14 protein-coding genes and 1 tRNA gene are annotated in these 21,437 nt (G+C 38.6%); 10 read left to right on the top strand and 5 right to left on the bottom strand.

The annotated features are described in order from the left end of the window. Window positions 1–7 precede the first annotated feature (7 nt). The 5 genes from AC0L7T_RS15120 (at window position 8) to AC0L7T_RS15100 (ending at window position 6,353) form a co-directional block, all read left to right on the top strand. Window positions 8–1,321 carry an enolase C-terminal domain-like protein gene (locus AC0L7T_RS15120; RefSeq protein WP_473336209.1) on the top strand — a complete coding sequence of 438 codons (1,314 nt, stop codon included), beginning with the start codon at window positions 8–10 and terminating at the stop codon, window positions 1,319–1,321. Between the two features lie 95 nt (window positions 1,322–1,416). Beyond that, window positions 1,417–2,349, top strand: coding sequence for an RraA family protein (locus tag AC0L7T_RS15115; protein ID WP_473343375.1), 933 nt, complete (start codon window positions 1,417–1,419; stop codon window positions 2,347–2,349). Between the two features lie 184 nt (window positions 2,350–2,533). Next, window positions 2,534–3,811, top strand: coding sequence for a mandelate racemase/muconate lactonizing enzyme family protein (locus AC0L7T_RS15110; protein WP_473336208.1), 1,278 nt, complete (start codon window positions 2,534–2,536; stop codon window positions 3,809–3,811). Window positions 3,812–3,915: 104 nt separating this feature from the next. Next, a complete protein-coding gene (locus AC0L7T_RS15105) occupies window positions 3,916–5,313 on the top strand; it encodes a mandelate racemase/muconate lactonizing enzyme family protein (protein WP_473343374.1) in 1,398 nt (465 codons plus the stop codon). Between the two features lie 104 nt (window positions 5,314–5,417). Next, the gene (locus AC0L7T_RS15100; protein ID WP_473336206.1) at window positions 5,418–6,353 is read left to right on the top strand and encodes an RraA family protein; all 936 of its coding nucleotides are present in this window, start codon (window positions 5,418–5,420) and stop codon (window positions 6,351–6,353) included. 264 nt (window positions 6,354–6,617) lie between these two features. On the opposite strand, the gene AC0L7T_RS15095 is transcribed toward AC0L7T_RS15100, so the two are convergent. Both AC0L7T_RS15095 and AC0L7T_RS15090 read right to left on the bottom strand, forming a co-directional pair. Further along, window positions 6,618–10,754, bottom strand: a complete 4,137-nt coding sequence (locus tag AC0L7T_RS15095; protein ID WP_473336205.1) for a PAS domain S-box protein — start codon at window positions 10,752–10,754, stop codon at window positions 6,618–6,620. 692 nt (window positions 10,755–11,446) lie between these two features. Then, window positions 11,447–11,845 (bottom strand): hypothetical protein, encoded by a 399-nt coding sequence (locus tag AC0L7T_RS15090; RefSeq protein WP_473336204.1) that lies wholly within the window; start codon window positions 11,843–11,845, stop codon window positions 11,447–11,449. A 91-nt stretch (window positions 11,846–11,936) separates the two neighbouring features. Between AC0L7T_RS15090 and AC0L7T_RS15085 the strand changes: the two genes are divergently transcribed. From AC0L7T_RS15085 to AC0L7T_RS15070, 4 genes are read left to right on the top strand one after another with little or no spacing between them, the layout of a single operon-like run. Next, the gene (locus AC0L7T_RS15085; protein ID WP_473336203.1) at window positions 11,937–12,500 is read left to right on the top strand and encodes a LemA family protein; all 564 of its coding nucleotides are present in this window, start codon (window positions 11,937–11,939) and stop codon (window positions 12,498–12,500) included. A 7-nt stretch (window positions 12,501–12,507) separates the two neighbouring features. Next, the gene (locus AC0L7T_RS15080; protein WP_473336202.1) at window positions 12,508–13,443 is read left to right on the top strand and encodes a M48 family metallopeptidase; all 936 of its coding nucleotides are present in this window, start codon (window positions 12,508–12,510) and stop codon (window positions 13,441–13,443) included. A 25-nt stretch (window positions 13,444–13,468) separates the two neighbouring features. Beyond that, window positions 13,469–14,383 carry a DnaJ C-terminal domain-containing protein gene (locus AC0L7T_RS15075; RefSeq protein ID WP_473336201.1) on the top strand — a complete coding sequence of 305 codons (915 nt, stop codon included), beginning with the start codon at window positions 13,469–13,471 and terminating at the stop codon, window positions 14,381–14,383. Then, window positions 14,376–14,669, top strand: coding sequence for a chaperone modulator CbpM (locus AC0L7T_RS15070; RefSeq protein WP_473336200.1), 294 nt, complete (start codon window positions 14,376–14,378; stop codon window positions 14,667–14,669). The genes AC0L7T_RS15075 and AC0L7T_RS15070 overlap by 8 nt, the downstream gene beginning before the upstream one ends. A 14-nt stretch (window positions 14,670–14,683) precedes the next feature. On the opposite strand, the gene AC0L7T_RS15065 is transcribed toward AC0L7T_RS15070, so the two are convergent. Next, window positions 14,684–14,758: transfer RNA gene (locus AC0L7T_RS15065), tRNA-Val, on the bottom strand. Between the two features lie 440 nt (window positions 14,759–15,198). Continuing rightward, on the bottom strand, window positions 15,199–17,085 hold the full coding sequence (locus AC0L7T_RS15060) for an IS1634 family transposase (RefSeq protein ID WP_473336199.1): 1,887 nt from the start codon (window positions 17,083–17,085) through the stop codon (window positions 15,199–15,201). Between the two features lie 172 nt (window positions 17,086–17,257). On the opposite strand from AC0L7T_RS15060, the gene AC0L7T_RS15055 reads away from it, so the two are divergent. Further along, window positions 17,258–18,742, top strand: a complete 1,485-nt coding sequence (locus AC0L7T_RS15055) for a thiol-activated cytolysin family protein (RefSeq protein ID WP_473336198.1) — start codon at window positions 17,258–17,260, stop codon at window positions 18,740–18,742. Window positions 18,743–18,879: 137 nt separating this feature from the next. On the opposite strand, the gene AC0L7T_RS15050 is transcribed toward AC0L7T_RS15055, so the two are convergent. Next, window positions 18,880–21,435 carry a protein kinase domain-containing protein gene (locus AC0L7T_RS15050; protein WP_473336196.1) on the bottom strand — a complete coding sequence of 852 codons (2,556 nt, stop codon included), beginning with the start codon at window positions 21,433–21,435 and terminating at the stop codon, window positions 18,880–18,882. Between the last annotated feature and the right edge of the window lie 2 nt (window positions 21,436–21,437).

Raw genomic sequence — 21,437 nt, 5'->3', positions numbered from 1 at the left:
TTAAATTATGAATAAAAATTTATCAGGTAGGGGACCGATCATTAAGGAAATGATCATTACCCCTATCGCGATTACTGATCCGCCTTTGTTAAATGCGGCAGGATTACATGCGCCTTATGCCTTGCGCACAATCGTGGAGTTGGTGACAGAAGATGGAATTATTGGTATCAGTGAAATACCTGGGAATGATGCCATCAATAGTTCATTAGCTGAGGCGGCTAAAATCATCATTGGGAAGGATGTTTATCAATTTGGTAAACTACAGCATGCATTGAATGCTCATTTTGGTACGGATACTAGCAAAGACAGGGGAGATGCTCCTTGGGACCAGCGAAAGCTTGTTCATGTTTTTTCAGCCTTGGAAGTCGCCTGTCTAGATATTATTGGCAAAGTGGTCAATCGGCCAATTGTGGACCTTTTGGGAGGGAAAATGCGAGATGCAGTACCTTTTGCCGCTTACTTGTTCTATAAATTCGAAGGAGCTGGGGGAGAATTAGGCTTTGGGAAAGAAAAATATGCCACCGGTTGGAATGCTGCCAGACAGGAAGCCGCGATAGATCCAAAGGGAGTCGTAGCCCAGGCAAGGGCCATGTGTAAACACTATGGTTTCCAATCGATAAAGTTAAAAGGAGGGGCATTTGAACCTGAACAGGAAGTAGCCGCCATGTTTGCATTATATGACGAATTTGGTGATGACATGCCCCTTAGGTTTGACCCCAATGCCATATGGAAACCAGAAACAGCTTTAAAGTATGGTAAAAAAATGGAACCAATCCTGGAGTATTTGGAAGATCCGGTTCGTGGTCAGGAGGAAATGTCCAAATTAAGAAATCTGATAACAACTCCCTTGGCTACCAATATGTGTACCACTTCATTTGATGAAATACCTTCAAGTATTCGATTGGGTGCTGAGGATATAATTCTTAGTGACCATCACTTTTGGGGTGGCTTAAGGGCTTCAATGGAATTGGCCAAGCTTTGCAGCACTTTTGATCGAAAACTATCCATGCATTCCAATAGTCATTTAGGCATCTCATTGGCGGCTATGGTGCATTTGGGAGGGGCATTGCCGGAAGTTCCTTATGCTCTTGATACCCATTATCCATGGCAGTCTGAGGAAGTGATCATTGGTGGAAGTATGGCTTTTGAAGATGGGGCTGTGGAGGTGCCGAATGGTCCTGGATTGGGTGTAGAATTAGATCGAAAGGCTTTAGCAAAACTGCATCAACAATACCTTGACAGTGGGTTGTCCAAAAGGGATGATCAAATAGAAATGAGAAAAGTGCAAGCAGACTGGACCTTTCAAAAAGTTAGGTGGTAAATAAACTTCCAGGTTGCTTTTTCGCCTATCCTAAACTGGAAGAGGTACTAAATATGTTTTTTTAATTAAACTGACGGAGGATGAATAAGTGGAATATGATAAAGGCGTTTTGTGCATTCTCAATTTTCTTACTTGCAACCCAACAAAGTGAGGGGCAACAGATAAGTAAAGAAGAATTGCTATTCCTCACCCCGGAGTGGAATGGAGATAGATTCGAAGATGGACGCCCCAGGGTTTCTGATGCTCTTTTGGAACGGATGAAGGTAGTAACACACGAAGAAGCCTGGGCTGTATTAAAGAACGAAGGTTACAAATATCAATATGCTGAAGGCTGGGAGACCATTCATCCCGACAGTATATTGGTGGGCAGGGCACTTACAGCGACCTTCATGCCTGGAAGACCAGATATCCATGGCGCCATTGACAAAAGAGGAAAAGCAGAAGGAAAACGTGGGCAAAACAGTTGGCCTGTTGATCTTTTAGTGCCTGGAGATGTTTATGTAGCGGACCAATTTGGCCTTCACAATGGGGGACCTACAATCGGTGATAATGTTGGGAATGCCATCTATGCAAAATCTGGAAATGGCATCGTGTATGATGGTGCGATCAGAGATATCAACGGCTTAAAAGCCATCGGAGGCTTTGTGTCTTATTTTAGTAGTTATCATCCTTCCCATCACAACCAATCAGGTGATTTGAATACCATGTTGATTGGAATCAATAAACCTACCAAAATCAGGCAAGTAACGGTCATGGCTGGGGATGTAGTTTTGGGTAGAGATGGAGCAGTTACGTTTATTCCGCCCCATTTGGCGGAAAAAGTGGTTGTTACCTCAGAAGTAGTCCGCCTTCGGGATATGTTTGGTCATAGTAGGATTAGAGAAGGGATATATACGGCAGGGCAAATTGATACCCGTTGGTCTCCTGAAATAGAAAAGGATTTTTCTAAGTGGCTAAACGATCATATGGATGAACTGCCTATTCCCAAAGAACAAATTCGAGAAATACTGGAAAACAGGACCTGGTAAATAAAGCTTTTCTCTAGCTCAGGAATTGCGATAATATTGGTATTTACTGGTTTATTGGCATGAAAATTTAAAGTGCTGGAGGTTGAGCACTTCTAATAAGGATGTCTACAATGTAAATATTGACTGATCTTTAAGTTTCTTGACCTAGTTTTAATTAGTAACGATTAACCCAAAATAAAAAACCATGACTAAAAACATACACCGAAGGTCATTTCTTTCCAAGGCAGCATTGACAGGCATAACAGGAACGGCTTTTTTGTCCAATTATGGAACAGCGCTTTCTGCAGCTGTGGAGAAAATGCCCTCCCATTCCAATCCTTCTACGCTTAAAATTACAGATGTAAAATGTGGCTTTGTAAGAGGTGCATTATACGTTAAAATATATACCAATCAGGACGTGGTAGGCTGTGGTGAGGCAGTAGATGCCATCCATGGGACCTATCATCTGGTCAAAAGATTAGGGGGACAAATCAAAGGAGAAAACCCACTCAATCCAAACCGACTTGCGGAACAATTGAGAAAAGGGGCCTTTTTTGGAGGCGCTCAATCCGGAGTTTTTGTGGCTGTGCTAACGGCCATAGAAACCGCACTTTGGGACATTACCGGCAAAGTTTTTGGCGTTCCTGTTTACCAGTTACTAGGTGGTAAATTCAGGGATAAAATCAGAGTGTATTGCGATACCGCTCTGTACACATCCAGAAATCCAAGCCCTCAAGATTATGCTGAGGCAGCCAGGGGAGCTGTGGATAGAGGCTATACCGCAGTAAAGTTTGATGTGGACGATGGGGGAGATCCTAACAAATATGATAGATTCAATTGGACCGCCAGTCCTGCAGAAATTGACCGGATGTACAATGCCATTGCTGCTGTGAGAGAAGAAGTAGGCAAAGGAATTGATATCTGTGTAGACATGCACGGTAGGTATGATTTTGTAACTGGAGTCAAGATGGCCCAAATGTATGAAGACCTTGACCTAATGTGGTTAGAGGAACCGATTCCGGCAGATAACCCTAACCTTTATCAAAAACTCACCCAGCAGACCAGCACGCCTATTTGTACAGGTGAGAATGTTTACCTGGCTTATGGATTTGTCAATATACTCACCGAAGGGGGAGTGGACATTATCATGCCAGACATACAGAAAGCCGGAGGCCTAGGAGAAGCCCAGCGCATCGCAAACCTTTCCAATTTATTTTATGTACCCTTTAGTCCCCATATGGTTGCCTCTTTTTTAGGGGCAATGGCTTCTTGTCATGTGTGCGCTTCGGTTCCAAATTTCCAAATCATGGAATGGCAAATTTACATGGACACGGAACAGATGTGGCAGGACATTGTAACCTACGATGGTGAGAGGACTTCGGATGGATTCATTACCCTCTCTGAAAAGCCCGGAATTGGTGTGGAAATCAATGAGGAGGGCATGAAAAAATATGCAGTTAAAGATGTTCCTTTTTTTGAATAATAAAATTACTTAACCCAATAACTATGAAACCAATAGATAACCCAAAATTCAGTAACCTTTTCAACCTACCCACTACACCTAAAAAAGAGGTAGCACAAAAAGCAATGATGCCTCCCGAAACGGCAATACCCGACCGTAGGTCATTCCTTCAAAAAGCGGCATTAGGAGGCCTGGGCCTAGGTGCGTTTATGTCTATGCCCATCGAGGACACACTTGCCCATTCCATGCAAAATGTCAACCGGAATTCTAATCCATCAGATTTAAGAATTACAGATTTGAGGATTGCAGAAGTAGCAGGAGCTCCTATGCGCTGTCCGATTATCAGAATTGACACCAACCAGGGAATTTATGGATTAGGAGAAGTGCGTGATGGTGCCAGTGCAAAATATGCCTTGGTGCTGAAAAGCCGGATTTTAGGAGAAAATCCTTGCCAAATAGAACGGCTTTTTAAAAAAATTAAACTCTTTGGTAACCATGCAAGGCAGGCAGGAGGAGTATGTGGGATTGAAATGGCCCTTTGGGATTTGGCTGGGAAAGCTTATAATGTACCCATTTATCAAATGTTAGGTGGTAAATACAGGGATTCTATCCGCTTGTATTCAGATACCACTAAATCCAATGATCCAGCAGTCTTTGCAGACCGCATGAAAGCAAGAAAGGACAAAGGCTATACCTTTTTAAAAATGGACTTTGGCGTTGAAATGGTAAAGGACAATAAAGGTTCTGTGGTCAATACCAAAGCATTTGAAAAAGGAAGGGAATGGGATTCAGAGTATGGAAGTTACGGCCGAACGGGGCATCCTTTCACAGGGGTGCAAATTACAGATAAAGGCATAGCTGAGATGGTAGAATTTGTTGCTGCCGTAAGAGACAAAATTGGGTATGAGATACCTCTGGCAGCAGATCATTTTGGTCATTTTGACTATAAGGAATGTATCCGTTTAGGGGAAGCATTGGAGCCTTATAGACTTGCATGGCTTGAAGACATGGTTCCCTGGTTTTATACAGAGAAATGGAAGCAAATAACAAATGCCATCAAAACGCCAACTTTGACAGGTGAGGATATATTTCTAAAAGAAGAGTTTATCAAATTGATTGATGCCCGCGCCATTGATATGATTCAGCCGGATTTGGCCTCCTCAGGAGGGATTTTAGAAACAAAAAAAATTGGGGATTATGCTGAAGAGCAAGGAATACCTATGGCGATGCATTTTGCAGGAACTCCAGTTTCCTTTATGGCCAATATTCATTGTGCGGCGGCAACTGAAAACTTTATTTCTCTAGAACATCATTCTGTTGATATTCCATGGTGGGAAGACATGGTGAAGAATATTCCGAAACCTTTGGTCATTGATGGTTTTGCTAAAGTGCCAGAAGGTCCAGGGTTGGGTATAGAACTTAATGATGAAGTCATCAAACAACACTTACAAGAAGGTACTGAGTACTTTGCGCCGACTGATGATTGGAATACCGACCGGTCTAATGATAGATGGTGGAGCTAAATCCTAATCTCAAAAGTTAACGATCAAATAATTTAGATTGGAGACTGGTTGTTTTATTACTTTCTTTTCTGGAAATTCACATTTTAATACTATTAAACCCGATTATGATGAAGAAGATTACGCTTGCTTGCCTCGTATGTTTATCGGCTTTTACTTTGGAGAGTTTTTCCCAACAAATTTCACCTACACCAGATCAAATCAAAGCTTTGACTGTAGAATGGGATGGGGAAAGATTTCCTGACGGAAGGCCAAAAGTTTCAGATGAATATCTTGAAAGACTCAAGGCCATATCTATGGAAGAAGCTTGGGGAATTTTGAGGAACAAAGGATATAACAATCAGTTTGAAAACGATTGGATTATTTTAGATGAGAATGAAGTCATGACAGGAAGAGCTGTTACCGCTCAATACATGCCTTTTAGAGAAGATGTCAATAACCTGGTGAAAAAGGTAGGTAAAGAAGAGGGGAGAGCCCAATCCGGCGGAACCAATTCCTGGCCTATTGACGGTTTGGTTGAAGGGGATATCTATATAGCCGATAGCTACGGAAAGATCGCTGATGGTACCTTGATAGGAGACAACCTTGGAATTGCCATCCATACCAACTCAAAACGAGGTGTTATATTTAATGGAGCAGTTAGAGATATGGCTGGTTTAGATAAGATTGAAGGTTTCAATCTTTGGATAAAAGGTCATGATCCGTCCTACATTCAGGAAATGATGCTTACTACCATTAACTATCCTATTAGAATTGGTAGGGCCACGGTTTTACCTGGAGATGCAGTTTTAGCCAATAAATGGGGAGTGATTTTTATTCCAGCTCATTTGGTAGCAGATCTTGTGATCAATGCAGAATTCACCGCGCTAAGAGATGAATTTGGCCATCTTAGACTACAGGAGAAAAAGTATACTGCTGGTGAAATTGATAGTCGATGGAGTGATATAATTAAAAGTGATTTTATGACCTGGCTTAACAGTAAAAATGATCTTCCAATGAGTAAGGCTGAATTGGATGCCTACTTGAAAGATAGAAACTGGTAAAACAACTAAAAACCCTCCTTTGAAATTCATTGGAGGGCTTTATTTTTTAGAGGAATTGAATAAAAGTCAATTTACATGACCAGTATTTAAATTACTGTTTATTGGCATTAAAAGTTTTTTTAGGCCCTGATTCAAAGTGTTTTAATAGGTTCTATACCAAATTGCTAGTTGTTTTCATCTTGAAATAGGGGCTCATTGTAATTCTTAACGGATTGCATTTATTTTCCTAAACTATTTTATCCTTTTAATCCAATCAGTAGATAATTATTTCTGATTTGATCTCTCTGAGATATCCCTAATAATTTTGTCCAATTCATTGGAAGAGTCCATGATGTAATCTAAAATTTCCTGGAGTTCCTCTCCTGTATAGTTCATACTTTTTTGAAGATTTACTAGTCCCATTATCCTTGCGACTGGAGCACGTACTACATGGGATTGTCTCCAGGCAATCTCTCTTAGTTTTTCATTCTGTCTTTCAATCGCGGAAATATGCTTCACCCGATCTGTAATATCCCTGGCAAAACAGGCTGCTCCGGATATGCGATCTTTACCTTTATCCTTGTCAACAATTGGATAGAGTCCAATTTGAAAAGTTTTGGATTCTAATTCTTTTTCCCCAGACTTAAAAGTAAGGTTTAACTGAAAACCAGCTAAAACCTTCGTAAAATTTTTTTCCCAGTAACCAAGAGACTTTTCACTTACCGACAATTGCTCTTTAGAAAAATTGACAATGGGTTCCCCTAATTTAAACCTATAGCCAGAAACCCTTTCCATTTCATCGAGAAATGCATTATTGGCTAAAATTAATATATACTGATCATCTATGGCCCAAATAAGGTCTTCTGTACTGTTAATAACATGTTCTTGAAGTAGCTTTACCTCAGCTAACTTTTTATGTTGATTTATTCTTGCGGTTATATTCTTCATATAAACGACAATGCCATTTTCTTTTGGAAATGCAGAACATTCTAGCCAAATATCAACAGTTGGATAATATTCGACAAAACATCTTTCTTCACCTCTTTCCATGGAAATCGAAAATTCAGTAAAAAAATCAAGGTGTAATGCATCCTCATAAATATCCCACAAACTTTTACCCAAAATGTTTTCACGAGGCATTTTCAGTATACTTTCGGCAGCAGTGTTCCAGTAAGTTACTATCCAGTCTTTGTCGACAGAGAAAAAGCCATCTGTGATGCTTTCCAATATTTTTTTTCTTTCAAGATTGGCTTTCTCAATTTCCAACTTGTATTCTACTTCCTCAGTAACATCATAATTTACTCCTACCATTCTCACAGGCTCGCCTACTTCGTTTCGGACAACATAGGCAAATGCCTTTAAATACCTAATCTCTCCCGTTAATGGCAATATTATCCTGAATTGAGTATTATAAGAATTCTTTCCCAATAACGCCTCCTGAACAATTTCATTTTGCCGTTCCTGGTCATCCGGATGCAAACCACTTTTCCACAGTTGATAACCATCATTTGTATTATCAATATCTATCCCATACAAAGTTTTCATGGTATCATCCCATATAAGTGTGTTTTCCACAATATTCCAATCCCAAATACCAATGATAGCTGCTTTAGAAGCCAGATCATAGCGCATTTTTGCTTCTACAATTTCTTCCTCGGCATTCTTTCGTTCATTGATATCCTGAATACTACCGAAAATCCGGAAAAGCTTGCCATCCAACCATTCGGATTCCGCTTGAACCCTTATCCATACCGTATTTCCAAGGGAGGTAACTATTTGAGCATCTACTTCAAAATTCTTAATTTCTCCCTTTAAAGCTTGTGCTACTTTATCTTGAATTAAATCCCTTGAATAGCCCTCCTTATAAAAATTTATAGCAGTTTGTAGTTCTGGCTTAAATTGATCGTCTATCTCATGGATTACTTTAGTCATGTGTGACCAATAAACGCTATTATTGGCAATGTTTACTTCCCAAGTCCCCATTCTGACATTTTCATGGGTTCTTTTTAACAATTCCTCCAAATTCTTCTGATGGGTTATGTCTTTTCCTACACAGTAGATAAAAAACCCTGCCGGTAGTAGCGTAGCAGAAATATTAATCCACTTTACCTGGTCATTGATCAAAAGAGGAACATCAACATCATTAATTGTTTTTGTCGTATATAAGTCTGTTAAAAATTTGTCAAATTCAGCTTGATAATCCTGGGGAATCATTTTTCGAAAGGATTTGTCAATTAAATCGGATTCCATACAATGGAGGGTTTTGGCAGTTTGCGCATTTCCTTTTTTTATTACTCCTTTATAATTGGTTATAAATAATAAGTTAGGAGTTAAATCGAAAACCGTTTTAAGTTCATCTTCTGTTTTCATTCGTTTCAACTCTGCTCCTAATCGAAGGCTTATTTTTTCGAAAAACATCAAATGCGAAGCTAAATCTATTTTCTCTCTTTGAGAAAATAGGTTTATTACTCCAACCAAGTAATTATCATGAAAGACTGGAATTGCCACGGCTGTTTTCAATCCGTATTTTAGAAGGGATTTATTTCGGTTAAACTCTGGATGATTTTTTAAATCTTCCCAAATGATGGTTTCGCCTTTTTCCCACACGGACCCTGCCAAACCTACTCCCATTTCTACTTCTTTGAAGACATTTTTCATTTCAGAGATGTCATCAAAATCAAAAGGCTGTGTGCAGGTAATGACTTTATTGAGCCTACTATTGTCAATATTCATAATCCAGCCTTCTGCGATTTTTAAATTGGTGTATCCCAAGATCACTCTCAACAAAGCTTCAAACCTTCCAGCTAGATCTTTGGGTTGGCTAACGGCCATACTCATTCTTTGAAAAATTTCTTTTATTTCATTCTTCTTTTTCCATTCTGAAGTTTGCCTTTGAATGCTTATAAAATTTGTGAACCAACCGTTTTCATTTGCTATGGGCACAACGGAAAATTCTACCCAATACTCTTCTCCGTTCTTTTTATAATTTATGGTTTCAATCTGGCAAGGTTCCCAATTTTCCATGGCTTTTTTTAACCGTGCAAGCTCTTTTTTATTGCTTTTTGGTCCTTGAAGAATGCGTGGATTTTTCCCAATAATTTCCTCTCTTGAATAACCAGTTTGTTTTAAAAAGGCATCATTGGCATAAACTATACGAGGCCCAGGCTCATCGATCGGTTCGGCTTCGGTTATTAAGATGGGGTCATTCGCACTTTCAACCACTTTTTCCATTAAATGAAGCTGATGCTCCCTATCCTTGTGGTTGGAAACATCTTGCATGGCTCCAATTGCTTGAATTGTTTGCCCCTGTTCATTCCTTAGAAAAGTGCATTGGTCAAAAACATGTGCATAGCTTCCATCTGTTTTTTGAAATCGATAGGAGGCTTCCCATTTTGGTAGGTTTTCATTAACTGCATGATCGAAACTGTTAAGAATTTTATTTCGCTCATCAGGATGAATGCGTTTGACCCAAGCTTCCATGCTGTCATCTTTGACTGAATCGTAACCGAATAGTGAGTTGTAATTATCTCCAAAAATAAGCTCTTTACCTTGCACATTATAATCCCAAATGGCACTATTAGTGGCCTTAAGCATGAGTTCGAAACGATGAACTATTTTTTTTAAAGTGTTTTTAGTAGTTTCTACTTCGGTTATATCTAAACATGCGAACAGTATCAGAGTCTTTTCTTCAACTTCAATCTGTTGTATGGTGACTTGAAGCAAAATATCCTCCCCTGAATTACTTTTCGTATGTGTTCTTGTTCGGAAGGAGTGACCGGCATGGTTTTTTTTATCAATTATGGCTTTTTTAAAATTCTGCTCTTTATTTCCTCGAAAAAGCTCGAAAAAATATTTGATTGCATTGCCTGTAGTTTTTAATAATTTTTCAGCCGCATGATTGGTTTGCAGTATAGAAAGGTCTTCCGCCCGGCATAAAAATTTTGGTGTAGGATTTTCAGTGAAAAGCAAATTGTACCAATTTTCGCTCAGCATTAGCGGAATTTGATCCATTCGTTTTTCAGCCTTTATAAGATCATGTCTCAACTCCTTGCTTTCTATCGCAGTCCTTAAGGCTTTGTATAACTGTACTTTATCAAAACGCTCTTTGACGAGAACATCCTGAACACCTTCCTGAATTAATTTAATATAGAAGTTTAATTCAGGATTAGAAGATATTGCTATAATAGGAATTTGACCTAATTTGAGTTTTATTTCAGTTAAGGTTTCATTTCTCTTGGATTCTGGTAAATTTAAATCACAAATTACTAAATCATAAAAGCTTGAAGTAACTTGTCCAATAGATTTGAACCAGTAAAGCTGTGTTTTATCAACTCCTAATTCCCCAAACTTTTCTTCAAAAAGCATGTAATCCTCCAGAATACCCACTACTACTAAAACCTTATGGGTAGGTAAATCATTCATAATGTTCTTGTTAAGTCTGGAATTTTTGCAGTACTTCTATTCAGCTTTATAATAAAATCTAATTAATGAAAGATTAAAATTGAATTAAATCATGAATTCTGTTTAAACATCTAGTTTGGTTATTTGGTCGATTTCCGAAGACGTTAAACGAATAGAAAATTTTCTCCTTAAAATATTTAAGAATTCTCTACAGCAACTAAGTGAAAAATTTTTACAATAAAAATAAAAATTAGCTCACTATTAATTTTATCCTATATAAAATATAACAAAAATTGATCCTCAATGTTTTTAATATCTATCCTTATGGTGATAATTTATTGCTGTAAATATTAGGTGATGGTACGTTATTCGTGGTGGATAGGTCCTAAGGTGAGTGATTAGAAAAAGCAAGCAATCCACTGCCAATATACATTACTGTTAAAGAAGAAAAGAGAATAAACTGCTTATAAATCCAGCCTGAAAAGAATTAACCAACAGAGCTACTAATTTCAATGGGCATAAAATATAACCTTACACAAACATCCTTTGTGATAAGCCTTGCCAAAATTTAATCCAGCAAGAGAAAACCTAAAAATGAAAAGGATTGATAGTCTTATATTGTAATTTAACAGGAATAAGAAGTCAAAATGGCTATTCCATGATAAATACAATGCTAAATCAAAAAGGGCAGTGATTTCACTGCCCTTTTTGATTTATTTGATTGGGAAACTCTCAGCTGCTTTGGAATTTTCCACTCTTATGATTTCGGTTACTACGTACTCACTTGCCCCACGCCAAGGAATGGGGTTAAGGTATTCTTTGTACCTAAGTTCAACAAATTTACCCCCCGAGCGTTCTAAAATTGAAGCCAGAGAATCACCTTCTGCGCTAAAACGAAATTCATTGCTTTGAAGGGCTCCAGGATTTGGACTTTGAAATCCATCTTGAACTAACCTTCCTTCCCAGGTCTTAAAAATAAACCCTTTCTTTTCAAAATAGTTTAGATTTCCGGCTTTCACACCTTCAGCAAAAACAAAATAATATCTCCACCAGAATACACCTATAAGGATGATAATTACCAATACCGAAACCGGGCCAATAAATTTTTTCATTTTGATTTTAATTGAAGTTAACCGTGGCCAAATATACTAATAAATCACAAATTTCGTATATTCAGGCATTAATGTACAAACCCAAATTAATATGAGTACTACGCTGATTATTATAATAGTTGCCGTCGTTATTGGCTTGTTTTTGATTTCCCTTTACAACAAGCTTGTAGCGTATAAAAACAACAGAGAAAATGCATTTGCAGATATTGATGTTCAATTAAAACAAAGACATGATCTTATTCCACAACTTGTAAGTAGTGTGAAAGGCTATATGGACCATGAGTCAAGTGTATTGACCAGGGTAACTGAGGCTAGATCCAAGGCGATAAATGCTACCTCAATTGATGGAAAAATTGCTGCTGAACAAGAATTAGGAGCAGCTTTACAAGGCTTGCAGATTCAAGTTGAAGCTTATCCTGACTTAAAAGCCAGTACCAATTTCTTGCAACTGCAAAATGAAATTTCAGATGTAGAAAACAAGCTGGCTGCTGCTAGGAGATACTTCAACTCTGCTACTCGGGAATTTAACGTAGCTGTACAAAGTTTTCCTTCTAATTTAATTGCTGGGATGTTTGGCTTCCATACAGAGAAAATGTTTGATGTAGGTGAGGTCGAAAGAGAACGCCTGGACAAAGCCCCAGATATTAAATTTTAGATTGTAAATGGCAGAATATATAGGTATACAAACCCAAATCAGGAGAAATAATACACGTTCTGTCTTATTATTAATAGGTTTTCCACTATTGATTTTGGCTTCGGTATATGCTTTCTTATACCTAACCATTCCACAGGAAGAATATGATGTTTCAATTAATGAAATGTTTGTGGATACCATACCTGGTGTGCTTATTGCAGTTGCTGTTTGGTTCGTGATTGCCTTTTTTTTTCACTCCAGAATGATACAGGGTGCAGCAGGCTCAAGACCTCTGGAGCGGAAGGAAAACATGCGGGTTTACAATTTGGTAGAAAACCTATGCATCAGTAAGGGAATGAAAATGCCCAAAGTAAATATCATTGAAGACCCCGCTTACAATGCCTTTGCCAGTGGCATCAATGAGAAAAGCTATACCGTTACGCTTACCCGAGGAATAATGGAAGCGCTCACCGATGAAGAACTTGAAGGAGTTATTGCTCATGAGCTGATGCACATAAGAAATAAGGACGTTCGTCTTTTGATTATTTCCATTATTTTTGTGGGAATTTTCTCCTTTGTTGCACAAATATTGTTTCGTAATATGCTTTTTGGTGGAGCCAGAAGAAGAGATAAAAATGACGGTCGTGCTGTGCTTATAGCCATGGCCATTGCTTTCGTTGCTTATTTCTTGAGTATGCTATTTCGTTTTGCAATTTCCAGGAAAAGAGAGTACATGGCAGATAGTGGAGCCGCTGAAATGACAAGAAACCCGCGTGCTTTGGCATCCGCATTGCGAAAAATAGCGGGTAACTATCAAGTAAAAGGAGTGAAAAGTGATGATGTTGCAGAATTATTTATTGAAAATAGGCCAGATAAATCATCTGGTATTTTGTCTTTAATTTCCGGATTATTTGCAACGCATCCTCCAATAGAAAAACGCATTGAAATTTTAGAAAATTTTTAACATCGAAATATTGTATTTATAAACCATGGATTTTATTGATTATTATAAACTGTTGGGTATAAATAAGACTGCCACACCAGAAGAAATTAAAAAAGCTTACCGGAAAATGGCCAGAAAATACCATCCTGACCTGAACCCAGACGATAAGGGAGCCGAGAAACATTTTAAGGCTGTGAATGAGGCCAATGAAGTGCTAAGTGATCCTGAGAAGCGAAAGAAATATGACCAATACGGTGAAAATTGGAAAAATCAGGAAGCCCACCAGAAATCTGGTAATGCTGGAAGAAGAGGAGCACAGCAACAATACAGTAATGCTGATTTTGAAGAGGCCTTTGGACAGGGCGGATTTTCAGACTTCTTTGACTCCATGTTTGGTGCTGGTGGGGGTGGTGGCAGAAGGTCATCTGGCTCTAGCATAAAATTCAAAGGACAGGATCTTCATGCCACGCTTGAACTTCAACTGCGAGATGTCCTCGAAGCGGACAAAAGAACCCTTGAGATCAATGGTAAAAAGATAAGGCTAACCATCAAAGCAGGTGTTGAAGATGGTCAAACCATTAAAATTAAAAATCATGGAGGAGATGGTGTAAATGGTGGGCCTAAAGGTGATCTCTATATTACTTTTAAAATTGCCCCTGATCCTGAGTACAAAAGAGAAGGTTCAGATTTACACAAAGAAGTTGACATCGATTTGTATACCGCCATTTTGGGTGGGGAAATAATTGTTCCTACCCTTACCGGAAAAGTGAAATTAAAATTAGCTGCCGGTACACAAAATGGTACCAAAGTAAAATTAAAAGGAAAAGGATTCCCAGTCTATAATAAAGATGGTGCCTTTGGAGACTTGTATTTGACCTATGTGGTGAAAATTCCAAGTACACTTTCAGCAGAGGAGAAGAAACTATTTGAACAATTGGCTAATCTTAGAAACCATGAATAATTTAAGTGATGATCATGTTTCACTGGATCAGTTTTGCCAATCCTGCAATATAGAAATGACATTTGTCTATTCACTCGCAGCGCAAGACTTGTGTGAAATAATTGTTATAGAAGAAAAAAAATACGTGTTACAGGAGGATTTAGCCCTCTTGGAAAGACTTTCAAGGTTGCATTATGAAATGGAAATAAACATGGAAGGTTTGTATGCTATCGTCCATCTACAGGAAAAAATTGATAAGCTAAATGAAGAAGTTAAGTCCTTAACAAGAAAATTGGATAATTACTAGCAAAGTCAAAAAAGTAGGTCGTACCAGGCTCGAACTGGTGACCTCTGCCCTGTCAAGGCAGCGCTCTGAACCAACTGAGCTAACGACCTAAATTCAGATGCAATGATAGTTGAATTTTGTTAATTTGGCAATTAATATAAAAGTTAACTGCTAGGCTTTCCAGAAATTTTTCCAACTCTTGCTAGAAACCACGGATTAATCAATAGTAATGATTTTTATCTCACGGATTCCAGAAATGTATAAGACAAATTTTTAATGGTATAGCTTTTTTGTTCTCTGCAACAATGCTGAAAAAATTTCAAGCTAAGTTAGCTTCAATAGGTTATTTTTTGCCTATTTCATTAAATCAGGATTAAAACCTCGAAGAAATGTCCATTTTTTTTTAAACTGATTACCCTTTTTAGGTTTTTATATCGCTTTTAGAAATATAACTCAACTAATTTCTAAAAACTATGAAAAACGCTATATCAGTCAGAACCACTTCGTTAGTAGGTATATGCTTTTGGTTTGTTCTTAACCCACATTGCAGCTAACCGCTCAGAAGTATCTGTTTTTCAGGTCTTTCAATTTTTTCGATTTCCGTTTTGTGTACTACGGATTTTCGTTTGGTAAATGGCTGGTATTTGGTTTGGAGGATATCGTAGATCTGCTTTAGATTTTTGTTGGGTACTGTGCATTTTCGGGTGGTGATGGTTTTGTTGTATGTGTTGGTCCCCGAAGTAGTGATTACCTTCTGGGTATTGCCTATTCTGACAATTTCTCCCCAGCAGTTTTTTATGCCATTGTGTTTTAACTGATGCCTTACCGTATTGACCAGCCAGTAAGCCAATATCCCCAGATGGAGGTGTGCCATGGTGGCGTCGTCGTTTTTGTGGTAGATAGGCCTTAGGTCCAGGTCGGTTTTCAGGGTACGGAATGCGTTTTCTATCTCTCTTATGGTATTATAAATATTCCAGACCACATACTCTTCCTGTACATTCAGGTTGGTCCGGAGAAAATAGACGCCCAGGCTTTCATTTTTTTCCTGATGCCTGTCCGGGTCTTTTTTCCATGTGATTTCTGTGGCCAGACCTGTTTTCGCATCACTGCTTACGGTAATGTCATAATAACGCTGGACAGACGGGTATTTTTCTTTGGCCCTGCCTATACGCTGGTGGACTTTGTCAGCTTTCTTGGTTCCTCCCTTGCTGTGCAGTGCGTTGTGTATCTTTTGGAGTTCCTGCTCAAACCTATTTTCAAACTGGAGCTTCATCCCTTCCTCTTTTTTTTCCTTGGAAGGGCTTTTGACCTCAAGGTAATAATCGGTGTTTTTTTCTGTATTGACTGATCTGAGTCTGATGGTCTGCTTTGATTTTGTATCCAGCAAGGTGGTAAGCCTTCCGGGAACATAGCTGTAATCTTTCAGCCGGGTACGGCTTACACAGAGATATCGGTACCCTTTACTTTCGATAAGTCTGAGGTTTTCCTCTGTGGCGATGCCGGCATCAAGTACCACTACTGCAGGACCACGGCAGGTATGGGACGCGAGTTTCTCGATCATTGCCGATAGGGTATTGCAGTCGGCAATGTTTCCTTCCAGAATGGAGGAATATTTTATGAAGCCTTCCACGTTGACCACCAGGGCGAGCACAATGAGCTTTGCGTCGTTTCTCTTTTCCTTGCTCCTTCCGAATTTTGCGAGTTGGCTGTTCCGCTTTTCTCCCTCAAAATAGGTGTTGGTCAGGTCGTAAAGAATGATCTTATCCTCCAGGTCAAACAGCTCGTTGGTACGTCTGGACAGGTGCTTTTCGATTGAATCCTTGGCCTTGTACAAGTCAAGGGCACTTTTGTAAAGCCTGTCTTTTGTCACTTTGTCTGCCTCGTACCCGGTAAGTTCGCACACCGCAGAGTTTTCCTTTATCCAGCGCACGGTTTTCAGCTCTGAGGCCGGGTATACCGCACGGCTTACAACCTGTGTGGCCGCAAGCTTGGCCTGTTCGGGGCTGAAGCCGACCGAAAGCAGCAACGGCGTTAGGTTCAGCTTCTCCCATGTCTGATAAGCTATGTTCTCCGCTCCGATCTCCCTTGCATTGCTGTGCTGAAGTGTGTCCATGTTGACCATGCGCGACAGTTTCTCTGCTGACTTGATGTCCAGCTTTTTTGATAATAGGATACGCTGCCAAAAATCTTCAACATATCGTTTGACCTCAGGATCTTCTTCCTGATCAAATAGAGATGTCTTTTGCTCATATTTATCGGTAAGGTGCTTCTGGATCTTATTGAGCTGCTCTGGGGTGGTGTCCTCAATGAATCCTACATTCAGAATGGTACGGTGGCATATCCTGTTGTCCGCATTACGGTAACTCTCCACCAGACGGTAGTAACCGCATAGCTTTCCTGATTGGGGGTGTTTTCGTAAAGAGAACTTGAAATACATCCCGTAAAGTACTGATTTTTAGATCCCAAATCCAATACCCTCTGTGTACTACAAACCAAATGAAGGTCCCGTGGAGAGCGTAAAAAAATTTGATCGTAGGGGGGTACGAATAATTTGCAGATTAAAAACAGAAAATAAACTGAAATTTCTAATTTAACGACCAAAAGCTGCAATGTGGGTTAATGCTTGTGATTTAATAATCAAAGATGAGCCCATAAAGATTTCTCCAGATGCAACAACCATAAGTGAATTTGTTAAGGACCTTAATTTTGATAAAAAAGAACTTTTCAATGAACAAAATATTGCCGGGAATCAAAGTAGAGAGGAAGTAGGAGCACCCCTCAGGCGAGAAACATCAAAGAACGGCATTGTTACAACATGTTCAACTCAGAAAATAAGTTTGAAAAATAATTTTGAGGAAATCGCCATTCTTCGTCCTACGGATGGAATAATATATCCAGGAGCACTAGTTATCGCTGATAAAGCTACATTGGGAGGTTTGCCCACTCCGGTGACCATTGATCGCTCACCTATTGATCTTAGGCTTGATTTACCGGGGATTGGGGAAAAAGGCAATATAGAAATAGAAAATGCAAGCAATACCAGCGTTCAGGCTAAAATTGATGAGGCCCTGGAGTGGTGGAATGCAAATGCCAAACCAGAAGGATATACCATAGCTTCTAATTCATCTTATACGGCAGCAACTTCTTATTCTTCCAAACAGTTAAGCCTTGATGTTGGGCTGAATGTAGAGTGGGCCAGGGGAGATGCACAGGCGCAATTTAACTATACTTCCAGCAAAACAGAAAGAGTGGCCATGATGGTATTTAAACAACGGTTTTATACCATAGCCATGAATGCACCCGAAAAACCCGGGGAATTTTTTGGAAGGAATGCTACCATTGCTGATGTTAAAGCTAAGTTTAGTCAAGATGGACCACCAGCCTATGTGCATTCGGTTTCCTATGGTCGAATAATTTTATTTAGGATGGTAACGAGCGAGGAGGCCACAGATGCAGAACTGAAAGGAGCATTTAATTATGTGACAGGATTATCTTCTGCTTCGGGAGATATTGAAACAAAGTACAAAACGATCCTGAATAAGGCTTCCATAACTGTTGTTACCATGGGAGGAGGGGCTCAAGCAACTTCATCCGCAATATCTGCCAAAAATTTCGGAGACTTAGAGGATGTACTGCAAGGAGAAAATGCCGTCTATAGCCGGGAAAATCCGGGTGTACCCATTGCTTATAGCCTGAAATACCTTAAAGACAATACCAATGCAAAATTGGGGTATACCACTGAATACGAAATAGAAACCTGTACTGGAAGTGCTTATCCTTCTCAAACTGTTTCACTGAATAATAAAAATGGATTTTTAGGGATGACCATGCGTTTTACTATAACGTATAAAATTCTTGAAGATGGAAGTGTAAAAAGTAAAAATATTTCAAGTGGGAATATTCCTACCAGTACAAAAAAAGTAAAAACGGTGCCAGCTGGAGCTTATGGTATTAGGATTGCAGTGGAATATAAAGACGGTTTGATATGGAAATTTAGAGCTGATGAAAATTTTAATAAGCCAACCAAAATCTGTTTGGAATCCACACAAAAAGGTTTTCCTACTAAAGTTTATGTTAATGTTGGTCCCTGTTAGGGCATATTCCATTAATTTATTTAAGACCTGCCCGGGTAGATATTTTTTGAAGCTTGGGTGTAAGCCTTTGATTGAGTGACTTAACATTAAATGATTTTTGCGGTGGTGTTGCTTATTCGGCAATAATACTGTAAAAATCATTTATAATGATTTTGTCTGGCGCTCAATATTTCTGATTTAATACTGTCTATTGTTTCTTTAGATGGGTTTGAAGCTGAGGCATAGGTTTGTAAAGCTGCTTCATAATAATGAATCGCTTCTGCAAAATCGCGCAAAGCGAACAGGCATGAAGCAAGATCCCTTTGGCTTTGAGCAATTAACTGGTCTCCTTCTGCCAAGGAAGCCTGCCTTAACCTCAGGCCCTTCACTAAAAATTCTTTTGCTTTTGGAAAATCATTTTCTTGCATGGCAATTCTGCCCAAAAAAATCACTGGTGAGGCATGTCGAAGATCTTCCTGAGGAAACAACTCTTGGTATATTGAAACTGTTGTGATTAAATTTGCCTTTGCTTTCTCTATGGCCCCTGTTTTCAAATAAACTTTCGCCAGACTCTCTAATATTCCCGCATAGTAAGGATGTGCTTTACCAAATATGGAATCAATTTTCGCCAATGCTTTTTCATACAATGGGATTGCTTCATTTGGCTGCTCAAGGAAACTATAAGTTCTCGCTAAATTCGACATACTTGCAATTGTTTCAACATGGGATTCTCCTAGTATTGATTTTCGTTGTTCCAGAGATGCTTTAATAAATTGCATTGCTTTTTCGTATTCTCCTAGTGATTGATAGAGACTTCCTAAAAAATTATAGGTATAGGCAATTTCCAAATGGGGACTGGTAAATAATTGTTCTTTCATAGCCAATGCTTCTAAAAGGTAGCTTTCACTATTTTCTAAATCTCCCAATTTTCTGGCTATAGCACCCAACATATGCAAGGAAAAAGCCAAGTCTGTATTTGGCGGTGTAGTCAAAACTTTATATAAATTGTAGGCTTCATTTATTGCTGAATCAGCTTTTTGGTATTTTCTATAATCATAATATGAATGCCCTAGCTCTGTTAAAGCATGGGCCATGGTAATACCATGGCTTAGCTCATTTTTCTTAAGCCTTATAATGGCCATTTCTAAATAGCGGATTGAACTGTCCAGTTTTCCAAAATAGAAAAATGATTTACCAATTTCTATTTCATTTTGAGCCAAAACATTTTGGGCAATCAAAGGTAATTTATTGTTGATATTGTAAGCTGAAAAAGCAAGTTCCTGAGCTTTTTCATATTTCCCCAGATTGAAAAATATAGGTGAAAGTCGTCCTAACATGTCGGCATATAAATATTTATCCTCATTTAAGTTCTTCTCCAAAGATTCAAGGCCTTGATTCAATAGATGGACAGCTGTAATCGTGTCAGCTCCGCCTACATTTGGGTCTGCAGCCATAAAAACATCAGTCATTAAATCCGTTATTTGATTGGCTCTTTTAGCTTCCCTGACCGATAAATTTCGTTCCATCTTTAATTGATAGGTGTAGAAAATAACGGCACTAAATAACAATAGTACACCAGCAATAATTGAAGTCAGAATTTTGCTATTTCTTTTTATATATTTTTCTGACTTGTATTTCCATTCTTTATTCCGAATGGAAATTGGCTGATTGTTTTGGCTGGCTTTGATATCATTCATTAAATCGCTAATTGAAACATACCTTTCTTCAGGTTTTAAAGCCATCGCCTTTTTACAAATATATTTTAGGTCGCTAACCATCACTTTGGATACAACTATTCCCTTCATAGAAAATGCTAATGAATCTCCCCTCATTTTTTGATGTGTAAATAATTTGGGATCATTGAGTACTGTTTGAAATGGATGGGTCTTCGTACACAATTCGTATAAAATGGTTCCTAAAGCATATATATCAGTGACGGTAGTGGGTACTAACTTTTCAATTTGTTCGGGTGCTGCATAGGCCAAGGTAAAGCTTCCTTTAAAATCATTTGTGTCTTCCAGTAACCGAGCAACGCCAAAATCCAGTAATTTCACTGCTCCTGATGAATTTACAAGGATATTTTGAGGTTTGAGATCAAGATGAACAATCAAAAGCTGGTGGGCGTATTGTACTGCCTCACCTATTTGAAGAAATAATTCCAAACGTTGGGATATAGGACAATTATTAAGGTTACAATATTCCATTAAGGTATGACCAGAGACGTATTCCATGGTAAAATACGGTCTTCCCTCTTCATTGAAATCCCCATCATACAACCTTGCAATTCCATGGTGGTTTAGTTTTGCAAGTATCTGCCTTTCTTTATAAAAACGATTTTTGAGATAAGAATTTGTTACCTGTGAATTCATCAGTTTTATGGCTACCAATTGTTCAAATTGGCCATCCACTCTTAAGGCTTTAAATACTGTTCCCATGGCACCCGTGCCAATTATTTCAGTTAATTTAAATGCGCCTATTTTTTGACCGACAAGGAATTCATCATTTTCCCAGGTTTTAAGTAAAAGATTAGGAGAGAATTTAAATATCGGATTTGGTGAAATATCTGCTAATAAAAGTGATTTTAAAGTTATAGCGGTTTCAGGTGCTGTGAACTCAAGGCTGTCTAACACTAGTTTTTTTTCAGCTTCGTTTTTGTCAGCAATCTCATGGAATAAATTTTCCACTTTTTTCCATGCAACATGTTTTAATGTCATCT

Source organism: Cyclobacterium sp. 10D3-21 (genome assembly GCF_055809755.1).
This window is presented reverse-complemented; position numbering and strand designations above follow the sequence as displayed.